Below are 21,451 nucleotides of genomic sequence, written 5' to 3'. Positions count from 1 at the left end.
TCCGGCGCCGAGGAGGGGGCAATGCAAACAGTCGAAGTACTCGCAGTTGCACTCACCGGTACGGCACAAACCGAATCCGAGCCGGTACGTCTTGCCGCGGGCCCGCTTTCCGTCGAGTTCGATGGCGGCGGCCTGCGTTATGTTTGCTACGGGGAAGTGGAAGTCATCCGGGCGATCTCGTTTCTCGCTCGCGACGAGAACTGGGGAACGCACGCGCTGAAGCTCGACGACGTTCAGATCGAGCAGCGCGACGACGCGTTCGAGGTGCAGTTTCGGGGCACATGCGGGCCGGGCGGTGCGGAGTTGCAGCTCACTGCATCGATTGTGGGCAACGCCAACGGCCAGCTCGAATTCAACGCGAATGCGACGCTGGCGGGCGATCTGCCGACCAACCGCACCGGCTTTGTCGTGCTGCATCCGCTCGACGTGTCGGGCAAACCCGTAGTAGTCGAGACTGTCGACGGTCAGCGCAAGTCGACGCATTTTCCGCAAAAAATCGATCCGTTCCAGCCGTTTCGCGACATCCGTGCGCTGACGACGCAGCACAGTGAGGCATTGAGCGTCGAAGTGCGGATGGAAGGCGACACGTTCGAAATGGAGGATCAGCGCAACTGGTCCGACGCCTCGTTCAAGACGTATGTGCGGCCGCTTGCGTTGCCGTGGCCCTATACGCTCGCGAAAGGTTCGGCGCTGGCGCAGGCCGTGAAAGTGACCGTGCAGGCGGCGCAGCCTGCAACTGCAAGCGGTGCGGCACAGGATACGCGGGCCGCGCCCGCGCGTGTCCGGCTCGATGCCGATGGCGGCGAGCCACGCCCTGTGCCGCAACCTGGTATCGGCGTGCGCGCCGAGGATCTCGATACGGCGTTGCAGCATGCCGATGCACTGCACGCGTTGAGTCCCGCGTACTTCATCGCGCATCTGGACTTGCGTCACGACGACCCCGCTCATGCGATGCCGCATTTCGCGCAACTTGCCGATACGGCGCGCGTGCCGTACGTGCTCGAAATCGTGCTGACCGGCGACGGCGGTCCAGCCGATGAAATGCGCCGTGTGGCCGCCGCCGCGAGCGGATGTACGATGCCTGTTGCGCTGCAGGTCTCGCCCGCGCCGGATCTGAAAGCCGTGTTGCCGGGGAGCCCGTGGCCGCCGTGCCCGTCGTTCGACGATGTATTCGGGGCTGCGCGTGCGGCGTTTCCCGATACGCCGCTTGGCGGCGGCACGTTTGCCTATTTCACCGAACTCAATCGCAAACGGCCGCCGTTCGACAAGCTCGACTACGTGACGTTCACGACATGCCCGATCGTGCATGCGGCCGACGACCGTTCAGTGATGGAAACGCTTGCGACGCTGCCGTTCATCGCGAACAGCGTCACCGCGCTTGCCGGCAAGACGCCGTTCCGGGTTGGGCCCAGCACGATTGCTGCGCGCGACAATCCGTATGGGGCGTCGACATTGGCGAACGAAACCGGGCGCGGCGCGAAGCGGATCTGCCTGACCGATGACGATCCACGGCAGCGCGCGTTGTACGGCGCCGCCTGGAACCTCGGTTACTTCGCGGCGTTCGCCGCGGGTGGAGCGACGCATATCGCGCTCTCCGAACTGACCGGGCCACGCGGCCTTTTCGATAGCGGGAAGCCGACGCCGCTGTTTCGCTTGCTTGCATCGCTTGCCCAGGCGCGGGGCGCGCAGATCGCGAACCTGACCGTGGAGCCTGGCCGCGTGCCGCTTGCCGCATTCGCGGCGAAGCGTGCATCGGCGACGACGCTGTGGATTGCCAACCTTTCCGCGCAAACGAACCGGGTCGAGCTCGATGGCGGCGTGACGAACAACGGCGCCACCATCGCGCGGTGGCTGCCCGGTGTCGATTTCGCCGATGCATCGCCGCAGCACTCGCCACTGATAGCCGGGACGCTGACGCTCGAGCCCTACGAAACCGCTGAAATCCACTTATTCGCGTCAACGCCTTGACGATGAACACCGAAGCCGCCGCAACTGCCGGCACGGCCGGCGCCGAGGCACCTCGCGAGATTCTGCGCGCTGAGCACGTGACGAAGCTGTTCGGCCCGGTGCGCGCGCTCAAGGACGGCTCGCTCACGCTGCGTGCCGGCGAAGTGCATGCGCTGGTCGGTGTGAACGGCGCGGGCAAATCGACGCTCTCGCGCATTATCAGCGGCCACTTGCGCCGATCGGAAGGGCTGCTGCGCTACAAGGACCAGGATGTCGACTTCGCGATGCCGCGCGACGCGATGCGCGCAGGCATTTCGCTCGTCTTGCAGGAAACGAGCATCGCGCCCGATCTCTCGGTGATGGAGAACCTGTGTCTCACGAATTTCGGCCAGCGCGAGCGCCTCGACTGGAAGGCGCTCAAGCGCAAGGCCGAAGCGGTGCTCGAAGAACTGCATCAGGCCGAGCATTTGCCGCTGCACACACGGGCCGGCGATCTGTCCATGGCGCAACGGCAAATTATCGAAATCGGCCGTGCGCTGCAGCAGGACTCGGACCTCATCATCTTCGACGAGCCGACCGCGTCGTTTTCGCCCACCGAAGTCGCAAGCCTGTTCGAAGTCATGCGCTTGCTGCGTTCGCGCGGCAAGGCGCTCGCGTTCGTCTCGCATCGGCTCGAAGAAATCTTCGAGATAACCGATTGCGTGACGGTGATGCGCGACGGCCGCACCGTCGCCGCCGACGTCGCGACGCCCGAACTCACGCCGGCGGCGCTAATCCAGCTGATGGTCGGCCGCACTATCGAAAATCTCTATGAGCGCAGCAGCGCGCCGCCCGCGCAGGCACGCGTCGCCGACGCGCCATTGCTCGAGGTGAGTCATCTCGCGTCGGGTTCGATGGTGCGCGACGTGTCGTTCACGTTGCATGCGGGCGAGATTCTCGGACTCGCGGGTCTAGTCGGCGCGGGCCGCTCGGAGACGATCGAAGCGATCTTCGGGCTGCGCAAGCGCGATAGCGGCACGGTCCGGTTGAAAGGCGAGCCATTTACGGCTGCGTCGCCGCGCGATGCGATTGCGCGCGGCGTCGGCCTGATCGGCGAAGACCGCCGGCGCCAGGGCATCGTGCCGGATTTCTCGGTGACCGAGAATCTGCTGCTCGCGCATCTGGGCCGCGACCGCAGCATTCATCGAAACTACGAACGGCACTTCGCCGAGATCGACCGTCTGATGACTGAGCTCGACATGCCCGAGCATATCCTGACTGCGCCGATGCTCGGCTTGAGCGGCGGGCAGCAGCAGAAGGTCATTTTCGCGCGCTGGCTGTTGCTGAATCCGACTGTGCTGCTGCTCGACGAACCGACGCGCGGCGTCGACATCGGCACGCGCAACACGATCTACCAGATCATCCGCAGGATTGCGGCGCGCGGCATCGGCGTGGTGGTCGTGTCGTCGGATTTCGACGAGGTGCTCGGCTTGTCGGATCGCGTCGTCGTGCTCAGCGACGGCGTATCGGTCGCGCAGGCGACGAGCGATCTGCTCGACGCCGAGATACTTGCGACTTATGCGGCGCCGCGCTCGTCCGCGCAGGGCGTGCACGATGCGCTTGCCGATCTGTCCGCGCAATTCGGTGCGACGAGCTACTGGCTGCAGGTCGAGCGCGGCCGCGTGTTCTGCTTCGACGTCGTAGCGCACGCGAATGCGCCGGTCGGCATCGCGGCGGAACGCTTTCCGCTGATCGGCGAAACGGCGATACCGCTGGCGCTCGATACGCAAAAGGCGGGTACGGTGATCGACGACGGCGCACTGCATTCGGTACTGTTCAGGCTCGTGAACCAGAGCGGCCACTCGTTCGGATATGTCGGCGTGAGTGTGCCGTCTGCGGCGATGCTCGATCCGCAAGCGCTGCGCAAGCAGATGACGCAGAACATGAGCCGTCACGGCGTGGGGCAGCTTCTCGTCGCGGCGCAAGGGGAGGAGACAGCGGTATGAGCAGCAACGATCTGAAAGCGCACGGCGCCAGTCGCAGCGGCGCCGGCCATGACATGCAAACTCCAGGCGCGCAAAGCGACGCCGACGGCGGCGCGGTGGCAGCCGCAGCGATGCCGGCCGCGCCCGTCGCGCGCCGCCGCCATGCGGGATTCGTGCATCGCTTCGCGCTCGAAATACGCATGCTCGTCGTGTTGGTCGTGCTGTCGATTGCGCTCTCGCTGATCTCGTCGCACTTCTTCTCGCTTGGCAACCTGTTCAACCTGATGGACCAGTCGGTCGTGACCGGCATCGCGGCGATCGGGCAGACGTTCGTGATTCTGGTGGCCGGCATCGATCTGTCGGTCGGCGCGTTGACGGGCGTAGCCGGCATCGTGCTCGGCCTCGCGCTGACATCGGCCGGTTTGCCGGTGCCGGTTGCAATCGGCGCGGCGATCGTGTTCGGCGGCTTGATGGGGCTCGTCAACGGGTTGCTCGTCACGTTTGGCCGCATCGCGCCGTTTATCGTCACGCTCGGCATGATGTCGGTCGCGCGTTCGCTCGCGTACGTGATCAGCGACGGCAATTCGATTTCGTCGCTGCCGCAAGGGCTTTCCTATATCGGCTCGGCCGACGTGTTCGGGATACCCGCGAACTTTCTGTTCGTCGTGCTGCTGTTCGTGCTCGCCTGGTACTACCTGACCTTTACCAAAGGCGGCCGCACGATCTATGCGATCGGCTCGAATATCGAAGCGGCGCGCGCATCGGGTCTCAAGGTGACGTATTACACGACGCTCGCCTATGTGCTGTCCGGAGCGCTGTCGGCGCTCGCCGCGGTGATGCTCGCATCGCGGCTGCTGTCGATCGACCCGATCGCCGGCAACGGGCTCGAGCTCGATTCCATCGCGGCTGTCGTGATCGGCGGCGCAAGTCTCTTCGGCGGACGCGGGTCGATGATCGGCACGTTTTTCGGCGTGCTGATCATGGGCCTGATCCGCAACGGTCTGAACCTGCTGAACGTGGGACCTTACTGGCAGGGCAGTGCGATCGGCGCCATCATCATCATCGCCGTGCTTGCCGAACGCATCGTGACCACGCGCATCAACCGGCGCGGTCAATGACGTACGTATCGCCGTCCAACAAATCATTCAAGGAGACATCGGTATGAACCACATGCACAAGCGGGCTTTTCTCGCGCGCACCGCGAAGGCGTTCGGCGCATTGGTGCTCGGCGCGGCATTGAGCGCGTCGTTCGCAAGCGGCGCGTATGCGCAGCAAAGCGTGTCGGGCAAGCGCTTCGCGTATCTGACGCCTGGACTCGATCTGCCGTTCTGGCGCATCGTCGGCAAAGGGGTGACCGATACGATCAAGGCGCAGGGCGGCACGGTGACGATCTACGATTCGCACAACGATGCCGCCACGCAACTGAAGAACGCACAGGACGCGGTCGCGCAAGGCGTGGCCGGTATCGTGATCTCGCCGACCGATTCGTCGACGGCGCCGAGCGTGCTGCAGGTCGCCGCGCGTGCGAAGGTGCCGGTCGTGATCGCCGATATCGGTACGAACTCGGGCGATTACGTGTCGTTCATCAGTTCGGAGAACGAGAAAGGCGCCTACGAAACCGGCAAGAAGCTCGCTGAAGTGATGAAGCAGAAAGGCTGGGACAAGGGTGGTTACGGCATTTCGTCGATTTCGCTCGCGCGGCAGAACGGCAAGCTTCGCACCGAAGGTTTCCGCCGTGCGATGAAGGAAGCGGGCATTCCCGAAGTCGCGCTGAACCAGATGCAGCGCTACACGGCGGACGAGACGTTCCGCTTCGTGCAGGACATGATCACTGCGCATCCCGATATGCATGGTGTGTTCGTGCAGACCGATGCGCCGACGCTCGGCGCGGCGCGTGCGATCCAGGTCGCGCACAAGCAGTCTGATGTCGCGCTCGTCGCGTTCGACGGCATTCCGCAATTCGTCGATATGATCAAGGACGGCACGCTGACAGCTTCTGGCATGCAGCAGCCGTATCTGATGGGGCAGAAGGCGGCGGGCGCGATGCTCGATCATCTGGCGGGCAAGGAACCGCCGAAGAGCATCGTCGTGCCGGTCGTGGTGGTATCGAAGGATAATCTCGACCAGGAACTGCCGGTGATCAAGCAGACGGTATTCGGTGGCGAGATGAAGTGAAGCCCGCGAGCATGCGCGGGGCGTGCAAGGTGGAATAAAGCATGGCCGCCAGACGTTCGATGTGAGTCAGGCGCCATGCGTTTATGCTTCTGCTTCGGTGAATGACTGCCTGGCATGCGCAGGGGCCGTTATTCGCTCATATCCACCACCCTTGATGACTGCCCGCTCACGATGACCGTTCCGACTCGCCGCAATGCTTTTCGACGTTGTGCGCTCGCCATTGCGGCGAGCGCTTCATTGACCGTTTTTCCGTCCGTTTTTCAGGTTACATACGCCGCGGATTCGATGTCGCTTGCGGATGCGATTGCAGGCCCGCAGCGCAGCGATGCGAACCGCGCTCGCGACGTTTACCGTCATCCCGCGCAAACACTGACGTTTTTCGGCCTGACCGACCGTCAAACGGTAATCGAAATCGCGCCGGGAGCGGGCTGGTACACGGAGATTCTCGCGCCGTATCTGCATGCGCACGGCAAGCTGTATGAAGCGCCGTACATCGAGTCTGACGCGACGAGCGCCGCGCATCTTGCGCCGATGATCGATCGCTTCAGGCAGAAGCTCGCGAACGATCCGGCGGACTACAGCGGCGTAACGGTCGGGGCACTGCAAGCGGGCCGCCTGACCGGAGTCGGCGCGCCGGGTACCGCGGACATGGTGCTGACGTTCCGCAATATCCACAACTGGATCAAGGACGGCGATCTCGATGCGAATTTAAAGGCCTTCTACAAGGCATTGAAGCCGGGTGGCGTGCTCGGCGTGGAAGAACATCGCGCGAAGCCGGGCACCTCCCTCGCACAAACGATCGTGTCGGGCTACGTAACCGAAGATTTCGTGATCGAGCATGCACGCGCGGCCGGATTCGAACTGGCCGGCCGCAGCGAGATCAACAGCAATTCGCGCGATACGAAGGACTATCCGAAGGGCGTATGGACGTTGCCGCCGACGTACGCGGAGGGCGCCACCGATCGCGCACGCTATGCGGCTATCGGCGAATCCGACCGGATGACGCTGCGCTTCGTGAAGCCAGCGGCCGCGCATTGAGCCGCTATTGCTTCATCGAACCGCTCGAGCCTTGCGTCCCGTTTCCTTGCGGCGACATTCCTTGTTCGCGCTTTTGCATCAACGTGTCCTGCGGCGACGAAGCGCCGCTTTGCGGACTGCCTAGCTGATTCATGTTCTCGCCGGCCTTGCCCGGTTCGATGCCCTGCTTCGCGCCCGGCGCAACGCCTTGCGCGGGCCCTTGTGTCGAACCGGCGCCCGTCGCATTGGCGCCGCCCTGGTTTTGAGCCATCGCGTTAGCGCCGGCAAGCAACGCGAGCGCACATGCCATCGTAATGATGCTTTTCATGATCCACCTCCCATTTAGTGCCGGCTTTTTTGCGCTGGCCGGTTTTTTCGATCGCGCATACCGTGTGCCATCGAAGATCCGGGATATCGCGATCAGGCTTCGTCTGAAATCGATAATGGCCTTCGGTTACGCGGTCGAACGGCAACGATGCCGGGCTCGTATGAAGAAGCCGTGGCCGCGCGCTCACCGGGAACACATCGAGGGCGTCGCTTTGCGGTGCACGTGGATTGAAGAGCCGGAAAGCGAATTCGGCTGGACGCCGGGGGGGAAGCGGACGATAAGGCCGAAGGCAAGGCGAACGAGGCCACCGAACCCGATGCGAGCTTGGGCTCGAGCTAGCGCTACGTATCGGCGCGCGGCGCCAGCTTGACGGTCGACATCGTCCGCTCGGCGAGCACCGCGTCGCGTTTCGACAGCAAATGCGCGCGAAGGATCGTGCCCATTTTCTTGCCGTTGCGCGACTCGAGTGCCTCGATCATCTCTTCGTGATCCTGAATCGCGCTATCCCACTTGTTCGTCTGGAAGTTCGAACGGAACCGCAGCGCCTGCAGGCGCCGGTTGATCGACAGATAGGTCTGCCGCAATGCTGAATTGCGCGCGGCTTCGTTGATCTTGTCGTGAATCTTCTGATTGCGGCTGTAATAGCCCGACAGGTCGTTCTGCGCGCGGCACGCGAGCATCGCGTAATGGAGCGCCTTGATCTCCGCCAGTTCGGCAGGCGTAATCCGCTCGCACGCGAGCTCGCCCGAAAACGCCTCGAGCCCGCTCATCAATTCGAACGTCTCGCGAATCTCGGCGTCGGTCATCTGGGAGACCGTCGCGCCCTTGTTCGGCGAAATATCGATCAGGCCTTCGGCGGCCAGCACCTTCAGTGCTTCGCGCAGCGGCGTGCGCGAAATGCCGAGCGTCTCGCAGAGCTGACGCTCGTTGAGCTTCACGCCGGGCGCGAGCAACCCCTCGACGATGAAATTGCGCAGATGGTCGACCACCGTGTCGTGCAGACGCTGCCGTTCGACCTTCGGCAATGACGGCGGCAGCATTGCCTCCGGCATGTCAGCATTTTGCATGCAAAGACCTCATGAATGGGTTCGTCGGCATTTTATCGCAGGTCGGCACACCGTAAGGCGTGCGGGTTTATACCTGGCGAATCTGCGCGAATTTCGCTTCCCGCAGCTGGATCCGTGCGTTAGAGTATTTTGCATGCAAAATTCAAACGCAAGGTTTCCAATAAAAGGACCGCACATGCTGAAACTCGACTTCCACCCGGCCGGCCGTCACTTTCTGCAGATTCCGGGGCCAAGCCCCGTGCCCGATCGCATCTTGCGGGCGATGAGCTATCCGACCATCGACCACCGCGGTCCCGAGTTCGGCGCGCTGGGGTTGAAGGTGCTCGACGGCATCAAGAAGATCTTCAAGACGTCCCAGCCGGTTGTCATCTATCCGGCGTCGGGCACGGGCGCCTGGGAAGCCGCGCTTTGCAACACGTTGAGCGCGGGCGACACGGTGCTGATGTACGAGACCGGCCACTTCGCGACGCTGTGGAAAAAGATGGCCGAGAACCTCGGCCTGAAACCGGAGTTCCTCGGTTTGCCCGGTGTCGAAGGCTGGCGCCGCGGCGTGCAGGCTGACATGATCGAAGCGCGTCTGCGTGCCGATGCAGGTCATGTCATCAAGGCCGTATGCGTCGTGCACAACGAGACGTCGACGGGCGTGACCTCCGATATCGCGGCCGTGCGCCGTGCGATCGATGCGGCGGGCCACCCGGCGCTGCTGATGGTCGATACGATTTCAGGCCTCGCGTCGGCCGATTATCGGCATGACGAATGGGGTGTCGACGTAACGGTGTCGGGCTCGCAGAAGGGCCTCATGCTGCCGCCGGGCATCAGCTTCAACGCGATTTCGCCGAAGGCGATGAAGGCCCATGAACGCGCAAAGCTGCCGCGCGCGTTCTGGGACTGGGCCGATATCGTCGAGATGAACAAGCAGGGTTACTGGCCGTACACGCCGAACACGAACCTGCTGTATGGGCTCTCCGAATCGCTCGAGATGATTCTCGGCGAAGGCCTCGACAACGTGTTCGCGCGCCATCAGCGGCTCGCGGCGGCGTGCCGCGCGGCGGTCACGGCGTGGGGTCTCGAGGTGCAGTGTGCGGACCCCGCTGTCTATTCGCCGGTGCTGACGGGCGTGATCATGCCGGAAGGCGTCGATGCGGACGCGGTGCGCAAGCTTATCTACGAACACTTCGACATGTCGCTCGGCACAGGCCTCGGCAAGGTGAAGGGCCGCATGTTCCGCATCGGCCATCTCGGCGAATGCAACGACCTTACGCTCATGGCGACGCTGTCCGGCTGCGAAATGGGCCTGAAGCTCGCGGGCGTGCCGCTCAGGTCGAGCGGCGTCACGGCAGCAATGGAGTATCTGACGAGCCACGTCGCGAAGCCGTCGTTGAAGGCGGCTGCATGACGGCGCGCGAACCGCAGCTCGAAGCTGCCGTCGGCTCGGCGCACGATTCGCGTGAGGCGCTGGCGGCCTTGCTGGTCGACGCGGGTACGCGGCGCGCGTGGCTCGATGCGCTGCCGCAAGACGTTCAACCGGCGAACGCAGAGGATGCCTACGCAGTCCAGCACGCAACGCTCGATGCGATGCGCGATTCGATCGGCGGCTGGAAAGTCGGAGCGAAAACGCCGACCGGCGGCCCGATTCAAGGATCGCCGCTGCCCGCTGCGTGCGTGCATCGCAGCGGCGCCGGTTTGCCGCGCGGTTCGTTCAACCAGGTAGGGCTCGAACTCGAAGTTGCATTTGCGCTTGGGCGCCGTTTCGAGCCGGCCGGCGGCCCTTATACCGACGAACAGGTGCTCGATGCGATCGAATCGCTGCACGCGACGATCGAGATCGTGACGAGCCGCTTCGGCGCGTGGCCTGACATCGACAAGCTGTGGCAGCTCGCCGATCTGCAGAACCACGGTGCGCTGATCGTGGGCGAAGCGGTGCCGTACGACGGCGAGTTTCCGTTTCTCGCGCCGTCGGCAAGCTTCATGATCGACGGCGCGCCGCTGTTCGAAGGCACACCTGCAAATCCGGCCGGCGATCCGCGCAGGTTGCTCGGCTGGCTCGTCAATCACGGCGTGTCGCGCGGGCTGACGTTCGAGCCCGGTACCGTGCTGACTTGCGGCTCGTATACGGGCATGGCGTTTCCGGAGAAGAACGGCGTCGTGCGCGGTGTGATCGATGGCCTGCCGCCGGTGCAATTCACGCTTGTTTGAGGTTCGGATAAAGCGCCACCATGCCGGTCCGCTTTTCTTGAGCGAACGCCCATCCATTTGAATCTTTGCGACGTCCATGCTGAATTCCCGTCCCCAGGCACTTGTTCAGCCGATCCACCTGATGCCCGCGACGGCGCGTGCGAAGCTCGCGCCGCTTGCTGCACGCCTTGCGGCCGAACTGAAAGGCGATGTGCTGTTCGACCGCGCCGCGCGCGGCCGCTATGCGACCGATGCGTCGATCTATCAGATCATGCCGCTTGGCGTTGTCGTGCCGAAGGATCAGGCGGACCTGAAGCTCGCGCTCGACATCGCGCGCGACAGCAAGGCGCCTGTGCTTGCGCGCGGCGCGGGTACGAGCCAATGCGGGCAGACGATCGGCGAAGCGCTGGTGATCGATACGAGCAAGTGGCTCAACAACGTCGTTCACTTCGATAAAGAAGCGCGCACGGTTACCGTCGAGCCTGGCGTCGTGCTCGATCATCTGAACGCGTGGCTCAAGCCGCACGGGCTGTGGTTTCCAGTCGACGTATCGACAAGCGCGCAATGCACGATCGGCGGCATGGCCGGCAATAATTCGTGCGGCTCGCGTTCGATGGAATACGGGATCATGGTGCACAACGTCGACGCGATCGATGCGGTGCTGGCCGACGGATACGAAACACGTTTTACACACCTGTCGAAGATGACGAGCGATGCGCGCACGCGTGCGCTCGTCGAAGAAGTGCGCACGATCGCGCAGCGCGAGCGCGACGAAATGCGCGAGCAGATTCCGAAGGTGCTGCGGCGCGTGGCCGGCTACAACCTCGATCTGTTCGAATGTCAGAGCCCCCTGCCGTTTTCCGCCGACGGAGAGCCGAATCTCGCGCATCTGCTGGTCGGCTCGGAAGGCACGCTTGCGTTCAGCCGCACGCTTACGTTGAAGCTTTCGCCGTTGCCGGCGCACAAGACGCTCGGCGTCGTGAACTTCCCGACGTTCTATTCGGCGATGGACATGACGCAGCATATCGTGAAGCTCGGTCCCGTCGCGGTCGAACTCGTCGATCGCACGATGATCGATCTCGCGATGTCGAACCCGGCGTTTCGTCCCGTCGTCGAAAAGGCGCTGGTGGGCGAGCCGCAAGCGGTGCTGCTCGTCGAATTCGCCGGCGCCGACAAAGATACGCAACTCAAGAAGCTTGCTCAGCTCGTCGAAATGATGGGCGATCTCGGTTTGCCGGGTTCGGTTGTCGAGATGCCGGATGCCGCCGCGCAAAAGGCGCTGTGGGATGTGCGCAAGGCCGGTCTCAACATCATGATGAGCATGAAGGGCGACGGCAAGCCGGTGTCGTTTATCGAAGACTGCGCGGTGCCGCTCGAACATCTGGCCGACTATACGGCCCGCCTCACCGAGGTGTTCCACAAGAACGGCACCGAAGGCACGTGGTACGCGCACGCGAGCGTCGGCACGCTGCACGTGCGGCCGATCCTCGACATGCGCCGCGACGGCGCGCAGAAAATGCGCGCGATTGCCGAAGAGGCGGCCGCGATGGTGCGCGAGTACAAGGGCGCGTATTCGGGCGAACACGGCGACGGCCTGTGCCGCGGCGAATGGGTGGCCTGGCAGTACGGTCCGCGCATCAACGAGGCGTTTCGCGACATCAAGAAGCTGTTCGATCCGGACAACCGGTTGAGCCCCGACCGTATCGTCAATCCGCCGAAGATGGACGACGCAACCAACTTCCGCTTCCCGCCCACATACCGGGAGCGCGAGTGGAAACCGGCGCTCGACTGGTCTGCATGGAACGTCACGCGCGATCCGCTAACCGGCGTCGAAGGCGCGTTGGGCTCGGGCGGCGATCGCGCGAACGGTCTCGCGAAAGCGATCGAGATGTGCAACAACAACGGCCACTGCCGCAAATTCGATGCGGGCACGATGTGCCCGAGTTACCGCATAACCAAGGACGAGCAGCATGTCACGCGCGGCCGCGCGAACACGCTGCGCCTTGCGATCTCGGGCCAGCTTGGCGAAGACGGTCTGGCGGGTCGCGATGTCAAGGAAGTGCTCGACCTGTGTGTGTCGTGCAAGGGCTGCAAGCGCGATTGCCCGACCGGCGTCGATATGGCGCGCATCAAGATCGAAGCGCGCGCGGCATGGAATGCGCGGCACGGCACGACGCTGCGCGAGCGCCTGATTGCCTACCTGCCGCGCTATGCGCGTTATGCGAGCCGCATGCCGGCGCTGGCCGGTTCGCTCGAACGCATGCCGTTCGCGCGCTGGATGAAATCGCGCATCGGGCTTGCGGCAGAACGCTCTTTCCCACGATTTGCGAAACCGTTCCTTCCGGCCGTGCAGCCGCGCGTGAATATCGAAGCAGGCGCTAAAGAAGTTCTGCTATTTGTCGATACCTTCAACAACTACATGGAGCCCGATAACGCGCGTGCCGCACAGCGCGTACTCGAAGCGGCGGGCTACACGGTGCACTTCAACGTGAAGGATGGCGAACGGCCGCTGTGCTGCGGCCGGACGTTCCTGTCCGCGGGTCTCGTCGACGAGGCGAAGGCCGAGGCGCGCCGTGCGCTCGATGCGCTGCTGCCGTATGTCGAGCGTGGCGTATCGATCGTCGGTCTCGAGCCGTCGTGCCTGCTGTCGCTGCGCGACGAGTTTCTCGGTTACGGGTATGGCGATGCGGCGCAGCGCCTCGCGAAGTCGTCGTTCCTGTTCGAAGAGTTTCTGGTGCGCGAGCAGGCGGCGGGTCGTTTCAGGGTGTCGCTCAAGCCGCTCGGTACCGCGAAGGCGCTGTTGCATGGCCACTGCCATCAGAAGGCATTCGATGCGGTGCGCCCGGTGCAAACCGTGCTCGGCTGGATACCGGGGCTCGAGGTCGAAGCGATCGAATCGTCATGCTGCGGCATGGCGGGCAGCTTCGGATACGAGGCCGAGCATTACGACGCGTCGAAGGCGATGGCGGAGCTGTCGCTGTTGCCCGCGATCAGAAAGGCAGGCGACGCGTTGATCGTCGCCGACGGCACGAGCTGCCGTCATCAGATTGCGGACGGAACGCAGGCCGAGGCGCTGCATGTCGCAAGAGTGCTCGCTGCGGCGCTCGCGTAATAGAGGATCACTGAACGATAGACGGAGAGGGAAAACCAGAGGAAGCAGAGACGTAGTAACGCATCGCGGAAATCCATGGAGTCCGTGATCGGCGAACAGTAAGAGCAAGTACTACCAGAAAGGAGACAAAGCCATGACACGACTGTGCAATTTTCATCCCGGCCGCATGCCGGGCCGAATCCGAATCCGGTAACCGCAGTAGTCAAGGCGGGCGCACGCTACCGCCACGCTTTCGATGTTCGCTTTGCGATGCCTTCGGTATGCGACAGCGCGCTGGGGCCGATCGCACACAACTATAGGAGAGGATGATGTTCCGTCGAGCCACGACGCGCGTTCTACTGCTTCTCTGCGCAATGTATTTCATCACGTATATCGACCGGGTCAACGTCAGCACCGCCGCCAGCGCATTCGGCGCGGAACTGGGTTTGAACCACACCGAGGTCGGTTTCGTATTTTCCGCGTTCGCTTATCCGTACCTGATCTTCCAGATCATCGGCGGATGGGTGGGCGACCGTTTCGGGCCGCGCCGCACACTCGGCATCTGTGCGGTGATCTGGGCGGGCGCGACCGTGCTGACGGGTCTCGCAGGCGGCTTCGCGTCGATGATTTTCGCGCGCGTGCTGCTCGGTCTCGGCGAAGGCGCGACGTTCCCGACCGCGACGCGCGCCATGTCGAACTGGATGCGTTCCGATCAGCGCGGCTTCGCGCAGGGCATCACGCACGCGGCATCGCGCATCGGCAATGCCGTTGCGCCGCCGCTGATCGTCTGGCTCATGGTCGCGACAAGCTGGCGCGGTGCATTTATCGTGACCGGTATCGTGAGCTTCCTGTGGGCGCTCGCGTGGATCTGGTACTTCCGCGACAATCCGCGCGACCATCCGCGTATCACGGACAGCGAATGCGCGACCCTCTCGGCGTATAGCGGTGCGAAGCAGCGCACGCCGGTGCCGTGGCGCCCGTTGCTTGGCCGCATGGCGCCCGTGACGGCCGTGTATTTCTGCTATGGCTGGGTGCTGTGGCTGTTTCTCGGCTGGATTCCGCAGTACTTCCTGCACAACTATCACATGGATCTCAAGAAGTCCGCGCTGTTCGCATCGAGCGTGTTCTTTGCCGGGGTGATCGGCGACTGGCTCGGCGGCTCGGTGACGGACCGCATCCTGCGCAAGAGCGGGAACATCCGCCTCGCGCGTAACGTGATGGTCGGCGTCTGCATGTTTTTGACGCTGCTGTCGCTCGCGCCGATCATGTTCGTGTCGAACATCTCGATCACGATGGCCGCGTTGTGTCTTGCCGGCGGCTTCTTCTTCAACGAGATGACGATCGGACCGATGTGGGCCGTGCCGATGGATATCGCACCGAAGCATGCGGGTACCGCGAGCGGCATCATGAATACCGGGTCCGCGCTGGCGGCGATCATCAGCCCCGTGGTCGGAGGCTGGCTCATCGACCTGACCGGTAACTGGAATCTGCCGTTCATCGTATCGATGGCGCTGATGGCACTTGGCATTCTGCTGTCCTTCACGATGCGCCCGGACCGTGTGCTTGGTGCCGACGACGTCGAACAGCCTGCCGGCGAAGTCCGCAAGTTCGTCTAGGGCCGGGCGCCCCCGCGCCAGCGTGCCGCACGCAGCCCCGTGCGGCACGCGCCGGCGGCGGGCCGCCTGCCGCGACCACGATCGCGGTGGCCTCGACAGGCCGATTCGCCAATTCAAATCCGAGGGAGACGACATGACAGAACCTTCGATTTCGATCGAACGCGAAGGAACGATCGCCACGGTTACGATCGACCGTGAAGCGAAGCTCAACGCAATGACGAAAGACTTGTGGCGCACGCTCGGCGAGCGCATCGACGAATTGTCGGCGGACGACGCGCTGCGTTGCATCGTGCTGCGCGGCGCCGGAGAAAAGGCGTTTTCGCCGGGCAACGATATCGGCGAATTCGCTACCGACCGCGCGAACGTCGAACAGGCGCGCGCCTACGGCGCGATCATGCATCGGACGCTCGAGTCGATCAAAGCGTGCAGGCATCCGCTCGTTGCGATGATTCACGGCATTTGCGTCGGCGGCGGACTCGAAATCGCGGCAATGTGCGATTTGCGCATCTGCGGCACGTCGAGCCGCTTCGGCGTGCCGATCAAGAATCTCGGTCTCGTGATGGCGCATGCGGAACTCGAAGGGCTCGTGCGTCTCGCGGGTCCCGCGGTTGCGCTGGAAATTCTGCTCGAAGGGCGTATCTTCGATGCACAGGAAGCCTTGGCGAAGGGACTCGTCACGCGCGTGGTGCCCGATGCGGACGTCACCTCGCACACCTATGAAACCGCGCAACGGATTGCCGACGGCGCGCCGCTCGTCGCGCGCTGGCATAAACAGTTCGTGCGGCGTGCGATGGACGCGGCGCCGTTGACGGCAGCCGAACGCGACGAAGGCTTCGCATGCTTCGGCACGGAAGATTTCCGCATCGGCTATCGCGCGTTTCTCGACAAGGTCAAACCGGATTTCAAGGGGCGTTGACATGACGAATACGACGAAGACGAACACGGAGCACGCGGCCGGTTCGGGCCCGCTTGCCGGTATGCGTGTGATCGAACTCGCGCACATCATGTCGGGACCGATCTGCGGCATGATGCTCGCGGATATGGGCGCGGATGTGATCAAGGTCGAAAAGATTCCGGGTGGCGACGATTGCCGGCGTTTTGCGCCGATCATCGATGGCGGCGAATCGGCGTCGTTCATGATCGTCAATCGCAACAAGCGCGGCATTGCGTTGAACCTGAAGACCGACGGCGGCAAGGAAGTGCTGCGCAAGATGCTGGCGAGCGCCGACGTCGTGACCGAGAACTATCGCGGCGGCACGATGGAAAAACTCGGCATGGGTTACGAGACGCTGAAGCTCGCGAATCCAGGCCTGATTTACTGCGCGATTTCAGGTTTCGGGCGCAGCGGCCCGTATGCGGAAAAAGGCGGCTTCGATCTGATCGCGCAAGGCATGAGCGGCCTGATGAGCATGACGGGCGAACCGGGACAGGCTCCGATCAAAGCCGGTTCACCGGTTACCGATATCAATGCGGGCATTCTGGCCGCGCTCGGCATCAGCGCGGCTTATGCGAACAAACAGCGCACGGGTCTCGGCCAGATGGTGGACACGTCGCTGTTCGAAGCGGGACTGCAGCAGATGTACTGGGCGTTCGCAAACTACTTCGCGGATGGCACTGTGCTGCCGAAGGCCGGCTCGGCCAATCCGACGAGCGCGCCGTATCAGGCGTTTCGCACGCGCGATGGCTGGATCAATATCGGCGCCGCGAACCAGAGTAACTATGAGCGGCTCGTCGGTGTGCTGAAAATCCCAGATCTTGAGCGCGACGAACGCTTCGCGACGAATGCGGGGCGTTTGAAGCATCGCGAAGCGCTGGTCGAGATTCTGACTGCGCGTCTCGTCGAGCGGACCACAGCAGACTGGCTTGCGGCGTTCGACACAATCGGCCTGCCGTCGGGGCCCGTGCTCGAAGTACCGGACGCGGTTGCGCACGAGCAGGCGCTGGCACGCGGCATGATCGTCGAGACGCAGCATCCGGTGGCCGGAAAAACGCGCGGCATCGGCTTGCCGATTCACTTTTCCGATGGCTGCACGCGCGAATCGCGGCCCGCGCCGCTATTTGGCCAGCATACGGCCGAAGTGCTGCGCGAATACGGCTTCGACGGTGCGCGCATTCGTGCGTTGAAAAACGAAGGCGCTGTGATCGAAATGGAAGTCGCCGCATAAAAACAGAGGCTATTGCGGCGTCGGCGTGCCGCGTAACGGGGACCTGACACGGTAGCCATCCGATGCTGGCCGTCGGCACACGCGGCCTAAAGTTTTGTAAGCCGCGTGCCGATGACCAATATGAAGTGCCGCGAAGGAGACTTAAACATTTGCGGCGTCCGTCTGCTTACGCCGGATAATCATGAAAAAAAATCTTTCGATTCGATCCTGCCTGACCTTGATGGTAGTTGCGTTCGCAATCACATTGGTAACGGGTGCTGCCATCGGGCTTTTCGCACTGCGCTCGGAAAACCACGCGCTCCAACAGACGTATACCGTCGATACACCGGCCATCGCGAACCTGGAAAACAGCGCCGGACAACTATTGCGGCTGCGTCTTGCGCTTGCCACCTACGCATCGCTGACCGACCTTCACGATGCAAAGGGCGCGGAGGCGGTGCTCAAGCGCTCGGACAATTATCTTGAGATTTCGAATGACAAGCTGAAGAAATTTCTCGGCGCGGCTGTCGATAGCGACGACGCGCGAAATCGGATTCAGCTGATGCAGACCGCGCGCGATACGTTGCTGAAGGAAGGCGTCGAGCCCGGTCTCGCCGCATTGCGTGCGGGCGATCGCGACGCGTTCCTGCAGATTCAGGCGTACAAGCTCCCGAAGCTCTATAGCGCGTTCGAAAAGGCAATGCTCTCGGTCGAAAAAGTGCAACTCGACCAGGGCGAGGATCGTTACCGCAAGGCGCAGGATCAGTTCCAGCTCGTGATGACGCTCGTCGCGGTCGGGCTGGCGGCCGCGCTTGCGCTGGGGTGGCTCATGCGCCTCATGCTGCTGAGGGCAATCGTTAAACCCGCCGATGCGGCGGTCGCACACTTCGAGCGGATTTCGGCGGGCGATCTGGGCGGCGACATCGTCGTCGAGAGTACCAACGAGATGGGCGTTTTGACAGCCGCTTTAAAGCGTATGCAGGAGTCGCTGATCTCGACGGTCGGCGATGTGCGCAGCGGCGTGCAATCGATTCACACTGGCGTGAGCGAAATCGCGGCGGGCAATTCGAATTTGTCGCAGCGCACCGAACAGCAGGCCGCTTCGCTCGAAGAGACCGTTGCGAGCATCGAGGAACTTGCCGCGACGCTCAAACAGACGGCCGACAACGCAAAGGTCGCGAGCTCGCTTGCGACGGGGGCATCGTCGCTTGCGAGCCAGGGCGGCGACCTCACGCGCGATGTGGTCGGCGCGATGGAAAACATTGTCAGCGATTCGCACAAGATCGGCGACATCGTCGGGGTGATCGAAGGCATTGCGTTCCAGACGAATATTCTCGCGCTCAACGCGGCCGTCGAAGCGGCGCGGGCCGGTGAAAACGGCCGCGGTTTTGCGGTCGTTGCGAGCGAAGTGCGGTCGCTTGCACAGCGCAGCGCGTCGGCGGCGAAAGAAATCAAGGATCTGATCGTCGAATCGACGGGACGCATCGAATCGGGCGCGACTCTGGTGACACGCTCGGGCGATACGATGCGCGAGATTCTCGAATCGATCACGCGCGTGAGCGCCATCATGAGCGAGATCGAAACCGCGTCGTCGGAGCAAAGCGCGGGCATCGGGCAGATCAATATCGCGATCGCGCAGATGGATCAGGTCACGCAGCAGAATGCGGCTTTGGTTGAAGAGGCCGCGGCTGCTGCGGGGGCGCTTGAAGACCAGGCGAACCGGTTGAATGCGGCGGTGGCGATATTTGAGTTGGGCGGGGCGGCGGCGGGCGCGGTACATCGCTAGCCATAGTCGCGCGCCGGCTTTCTTGCCGGCGCGCGAGCATCCGGATCAGCGCAAGGCAGCAAATCGCTGCCGTTGCGCCACGCGTTGCGTCGCGATGCTACTCGTCATCGGACGCAGTCGTCTTGAACGAAAACTCGACTTCGCCCACATAAGGCTCGGCGTTCTTTTCGCACTTGTACGCGCGTCCTGCCGCGATCACCGCCTGATTGAACACGGAGGTCGGCGGCGTGACCCGCACGATCTTCACGTCGCCGACGCTACCATCCGTATTGATCGCCAGATGCGCGATCACATCGGCCGAAATGCCTTCCTGAAGGGCCTTTTGCGGAATCTGCGGCTGCACCGACTGGCAGTGACCCCGACCGTCGACGACACCATGCAGGGCCGGCGCCGGGGCAGGCGTCGCCGGAGCGGCGGCGGCAGTCGGCGTGGACGGAGCCGACGTTGCAGGCGCTGTCGCGAGCGCAGGAGCGTTCTGCGTGGGGTTGGCGGCTGCCGGAATCATCGCTTCCTTCGGTGCCGGCGCGGGCTTCGCGGGAGGCGGCTTGGGCGTCGGTAACGGCTTTGGCTGCACAGTCTTCGGCACGGGCTTCTGCGGTTCAGGAGGAGCGGGCGGTGGCTCCAGCTTCTTGACTTCGGGCGGTGGCGGCGGCGCGATCTGCACACGCATTTCCTTCGGCGGCGGCGGAGGTTCCTGCTGGAACTTCACGTGCGACAGACCTATGACGAGCAGCACTTCGACGAGCAGCGCAACGCCGACGGCGGTCTTCATCGAGAGACCGTGATGACGCGTGGGCGCGGACGATGCCCAGAGTGCGCCGTTCAAAGGCCGTTGCGGATCGTTCATATCGAGGGCCGGCGAGTTCATGTGGTCGGATTCGTTGCCAACGCAACCGAACTGATGCCCACCGCACGCACCAGGTCCATCACCTTGACGATGTTCTTGTAGCTCGTGCCTTCATCGCCCGCGATTGCGACGTCGACCTTCTTCGCATCGTGCACAAGCTCTTGCAAATGCGCGGTGAGCTCTTCCGGCGTAATTTCCTTTGCATCGAGATAAAGCTGATCTGTCTTCGTGACGCCGATCGATACCTTTACGGTCTGTTGCAATTGCTCGGCTGTGCTCGATTGCGGCAGATCGAGCTTGATGCCCGCACCCTGGATCATCTTCAGCGTCGCGAGCATGAAGAACACGAGCAGGAACATCATGATGTCGATCATCGGAATGATCTCGATGCGGGCCTTCTCTTCGCCGCCGAGATAGTGACTGCGATGGTTACGCATGATTCTGTCCTCCGGCGTCGGTCAGGCGGCGAAACGCGAGACCAGCAACGACTTGATCAGGTCGAACTGATTGACCGTCATGCGGATGCGCTTGTTGAAGTAGTTGAGGAAGACGACGCAGATAATCGCGATCGTCAGCCCGCAGGCCGTCGCAGTAAGGGCGTGGCCAATGCCGCCCGTTACGCCGTTCGGGTTCGCCGTGCCGCTCGTGCCGAGCACATTGAACGATTCGACCATGCCGACGATCGTGCCGAGCAGGCCGAGCAGCGGCCCGAGCGTGACAGCGGTGTCGAGAATCCACAGATTGCGGTCGAGGCGCGGTAGCTGGAACATGATCGTCTCTTCGATCTCGCGTTCGACCAGCGCTTCGCTTTTACCCTTCGCTTTCATCGCGGATCTGACGAGTTCGGCCTGTACGGTCCGGCTGTAGTGGTCTGCAACCTTGGCAGCATCGTCAAGATTGTTCGCATCGACGAGCTTCAGATCGTGTTCGAGCGTGTGGCCGGCGCGCACCGTTCGCGAAAAGAACACGAAGCGTTCGATGATGATGGCGATGCCAATCAGAAAGATGAAGGCGAGAAGGGGGATCAGACCCATCGACTGGATCGAGTAGGTGATAAGCGTGTTCAGCACTGCGGACTCCTGTTGGAACAAATCGGCCGTTGCATGACGGCGGGGTTTCTCGTTGTCGGTTCCCTTTTGGGTGGCCGGCTCAAAAGCGTCGCGAGCAATGCAAGGGGCGTACCAGCGAGGCGCGGCGGCGATGAGCCGGGACGTGCGAGACGGCTTCGCGTGACAGGCGCAAGCACGCAGCCATGGGCCTTGGCGAACGATCTGAATGCGGAAAGCATCGCTTT

At 63.1% G+C, this 21,451-nt stretch carries 17 protein-coding genes; 12 read left to right on the top strand and 5 right to left on the bottom strand.

The features are described 5' to 3' along the window. Window positions 1–21 precede the first annotated feature (21 nt). The 5 genes from QYH69_RS14200 to QYH69_RS14180 all read left to right on the top strand — a co-directional run bounded on the left by QYH69_RS14200 (window position 22) and on the right by QYH69_RS14180 (window position 7,124). Window positions 22–1,968 carry a hypothetical protein gene (locus QYH69_RS14200; protein ID WP_308832497.1) on the top strand — a complete coding sequence of 649 codons (1,947 nt, stop codon included), beginning with the start codon at window positions 22–24 and terminating at the stop codon, window positions 1,966–1,968. A 2-nt stretch (window positions 1,969–1,970) separates the two neighbouring features. Next, window positions 1,971–3,932 (top strand): sugar ABC transporter ATP-binding protein, encoded by a 1,962-nt coding sequence (locus tag QYH69_RS14195; RefSeq protein ID WP_308832496.1) that lies wholly within the window; start codon window positions 1,971–1,973, stop codon window positions 3,930–3,932. After that, the gene (locus QYH69_RS14190; protein WP_308832495.1) at window positions 3,929–5,029 is read left to right on the top strand and encodes an ABC transporter permease; all 1,101 of its coding nucleotides are present in this window, start codon (window positions 3,929–3,931) and stop codon (window positions 5,027–5,029) included. Before QYH69_RS14195 ends, QYH69_RS14190 begins: the two co-directional genes overlap by 4 nt. Before the next feature lie 43 nt (window positions 5,030–5,072). Beyond that, window positions 5,073–6,086 (top strand): substrate-binding domain-containing protein, encoded by a 1,014-nt coding sequence (locus QYH69_RS14185; protein WP_308832494.1) that lies wholly within the window; start codon window positions 5,073–5,075, stop codon window positions 6,084–6,086. 285 nt (window positions 6,087–6,371) lie between these two features. Further along, on the top strand, window positions 6,372–7,124 hold the full coding sequence (locus tag QYH69_RS14180; RefSeq protein WP_374992412.1) for a class I SAM-dependent methyltransferase: 753 nt from the start codon (window positions 6,372–6,374) through the stop codon (window positions 7,122–7,124). 4 nt (window positions 7,125–7,128) lie between these two features. Here the strand turns inward: QYH69_RS14180 and QYH69_RS14175 are convergent, their stop codons facing one another. Both QYH69_RS14175 and QYH69_RS14170 read right to left on the bottom strand, forming a co-directional pair. Next, the gene (locus QYH69_RS14175) at window positions 7,129–7,431 is read right to left on the bottom strand and encodes a hypothetical protein (protein ID WP_308832492.1); all 303 of its coding nucleotides are present in this window, start codon (window positions 7,429–7,431) and stop codon (window positions 7,129–7,131) included. A gap of 341 nt (window positions 7,432–7,772) precedes the next feature. Then, complete coding sequence (locus tag QYH69_RS14170; RefSeq protein ID WP_308832491.1) at window positions 7,773–8,498, bottom strand: GntR family transcriptional regulator; 726 nt, start codon at window positions 8,496–8,498, stop codon at window positions 7,773–7,775. Window positions 8,499–8,673: 175 nt separating this feature from the next. Between QYH69_RS14170 and QYH69_RS14165 the strand changes: the two genes are divergently transcribed. The 7 genes from QYH69_RS14165 (at window position 8,674) to QYH69_RS14135 (ending at window position 19,310) form a co-directional block, all read left to right on the top strand. Further along, window positions 8,674–9,894, top strand: a complete 1,221-nt coding sequence (locus tag QYH69_RS14165; protein WP_308832490.1) for an aminotransferase class V-fold PLP-dependent enzyme — start codon at window positions 8,674–8,676, stop codon at window positions 9,892–9,894. Next, window positions 9,891–10,694 carry a fumarylacetoacetate hydrolase family protein gene (locus QYH69_RS14160; protein ID WP_308832489.1) on the top strand — a complete coding sequence of 268 codons (804 nt, stop codon included), beginning with the start codon at window positions 9,891–9,893 and terminating at the stop codon, window positions 10,692–10,694. The genes QYH69_RS14165 and QYH69_RS14160 overlap by 4 nt, the downstream gene beginning before the upstream one ends. A gap of 76 nt (window positions 10,695–10,770) precedes the next feature. Then, window positions 10,771–13,785, top strand: a complete 3,015-nt coding sequence (locus QYH69_RS14155; protein ID WP_308832488.1) for an FAD-linked oxidase C-terminal domain-containing protein — start codon at window positions 10,771–10,773, stop codon at window positions 13,783–13,785. Between the two features lie 305 nt (window positions 13,786–14,090). Next, on the top strand, window positions 14,091–15,380 hold the full coding sequence (locus QYH69_RS14150; RefSeq protein WP_308832487.1) for an MFS transporter: 1,290 nt from the start codon (window positions 14,091–14,093) through the stop codon (window positions 15,378–15,380). 133 nt (window positions 15,381–15,513) lie between these two features. After that, window positions 15,514–16,296: an enoyl-CoA hydratase-related protein gene (locus QYH69_RS14145; protein WP_308832486.1), complete on the top strand. Its 783-nt coding sequence runs from the start codon at window positions 15,514–15,516 to the stop codon at window positions 16,294–16,296. Between the two features lies 1 nt (window position 16,297). Continuing rightward, window positions 16,298–17,545 (top strand): CaiB/BaiF CoA transferase family protein, encoded by a 1,248-nt coding sequence (locus tag QYH69_RS14140; RefSeq protein ID WP_374992411.1) that lies wholly within the window; start codon window positions 16,298–16,300, stop codon window positions 17,543–17,545. A gap of 181 nt (window positions 17,546–17,726) precedes the next feature. After that, window positions 17,727–19,310, top strand: a complete 1,584-nt coding sequence (locus tag QYH69_RS14135; protein WP_308832485.1) for a methyl-accepting chemotaxis protein — start codon at window positions 17,727–17,729, stop codon at window positions 19,308–19,310. A gap of 97 nt (window positions 19,311–19,407) precedes the next feature. On the opposite strand, the gene QYH69_RS14130 is transcribed toward QYH69_RS14135, so the two are convergent. From QYH69_RS14130 to QYH69_RS14120, 3 genes are read right to left on the bottom strand one after another with little or no spacing between them, the layout of a single operon-like run. Beyond that, window positions 19,408–20,178 carry an energy transducer TonB gene (locus QYH69_RS14130; protein ID WP_308832484.1) on the bottom strand — a complete coding sequence of 257 codons (771 nt, stop codon included), beginning with the start codon at window positions 20,176–20,178 and terminating at the stop codon, window positions 19,408–19,410. Beyond that, complete coding sequence (locus QYH69_RS14125; RefSeq protein WP_308832483.1) at window positions 20,175–20,594, bottom strand: biopolymer transporter ExbD; 420 nt, start codon at window positions 20,592–20,594, stop codon at window positions 20,175–20,177. The genes QYH69_RS14130 and QYH69_RS14125 overlap by 4 nt, the downstream gene beginning before the upstream one ends. A 21-nt stretch (window positions 20,595–20,615) precedes the next feature. After that, window positions 20,616–21,227 (bottom strand): MotA/TolQ/ExbB proton channel family protein, encoded by a 612-nt coding sequence (locus tag QYH69_RS14120; RefSeq protein WP_308832482.1) that lies wholly within the window; start codon window positions 21,225–21,227, stop codon window positions 20,616–20,618. Between the last annotated feature and the right edge of the window lie 224 nt (window positions 21,228–21,451).

It is taken from the genome of Paraburkholderia sp. SARCC-3016 (assembly GCF_031119615.1).
Lineage (GTDB): Bacteria > Pseudomonadota > Gammaproteobacteria > Burkholderiales > Burkholderiaceae > Paraburkholderia.
Note: the sequence above shows the minus strand (reverse complement) of the source record. Positions and strands in the feature narration are given on the sequence as shown.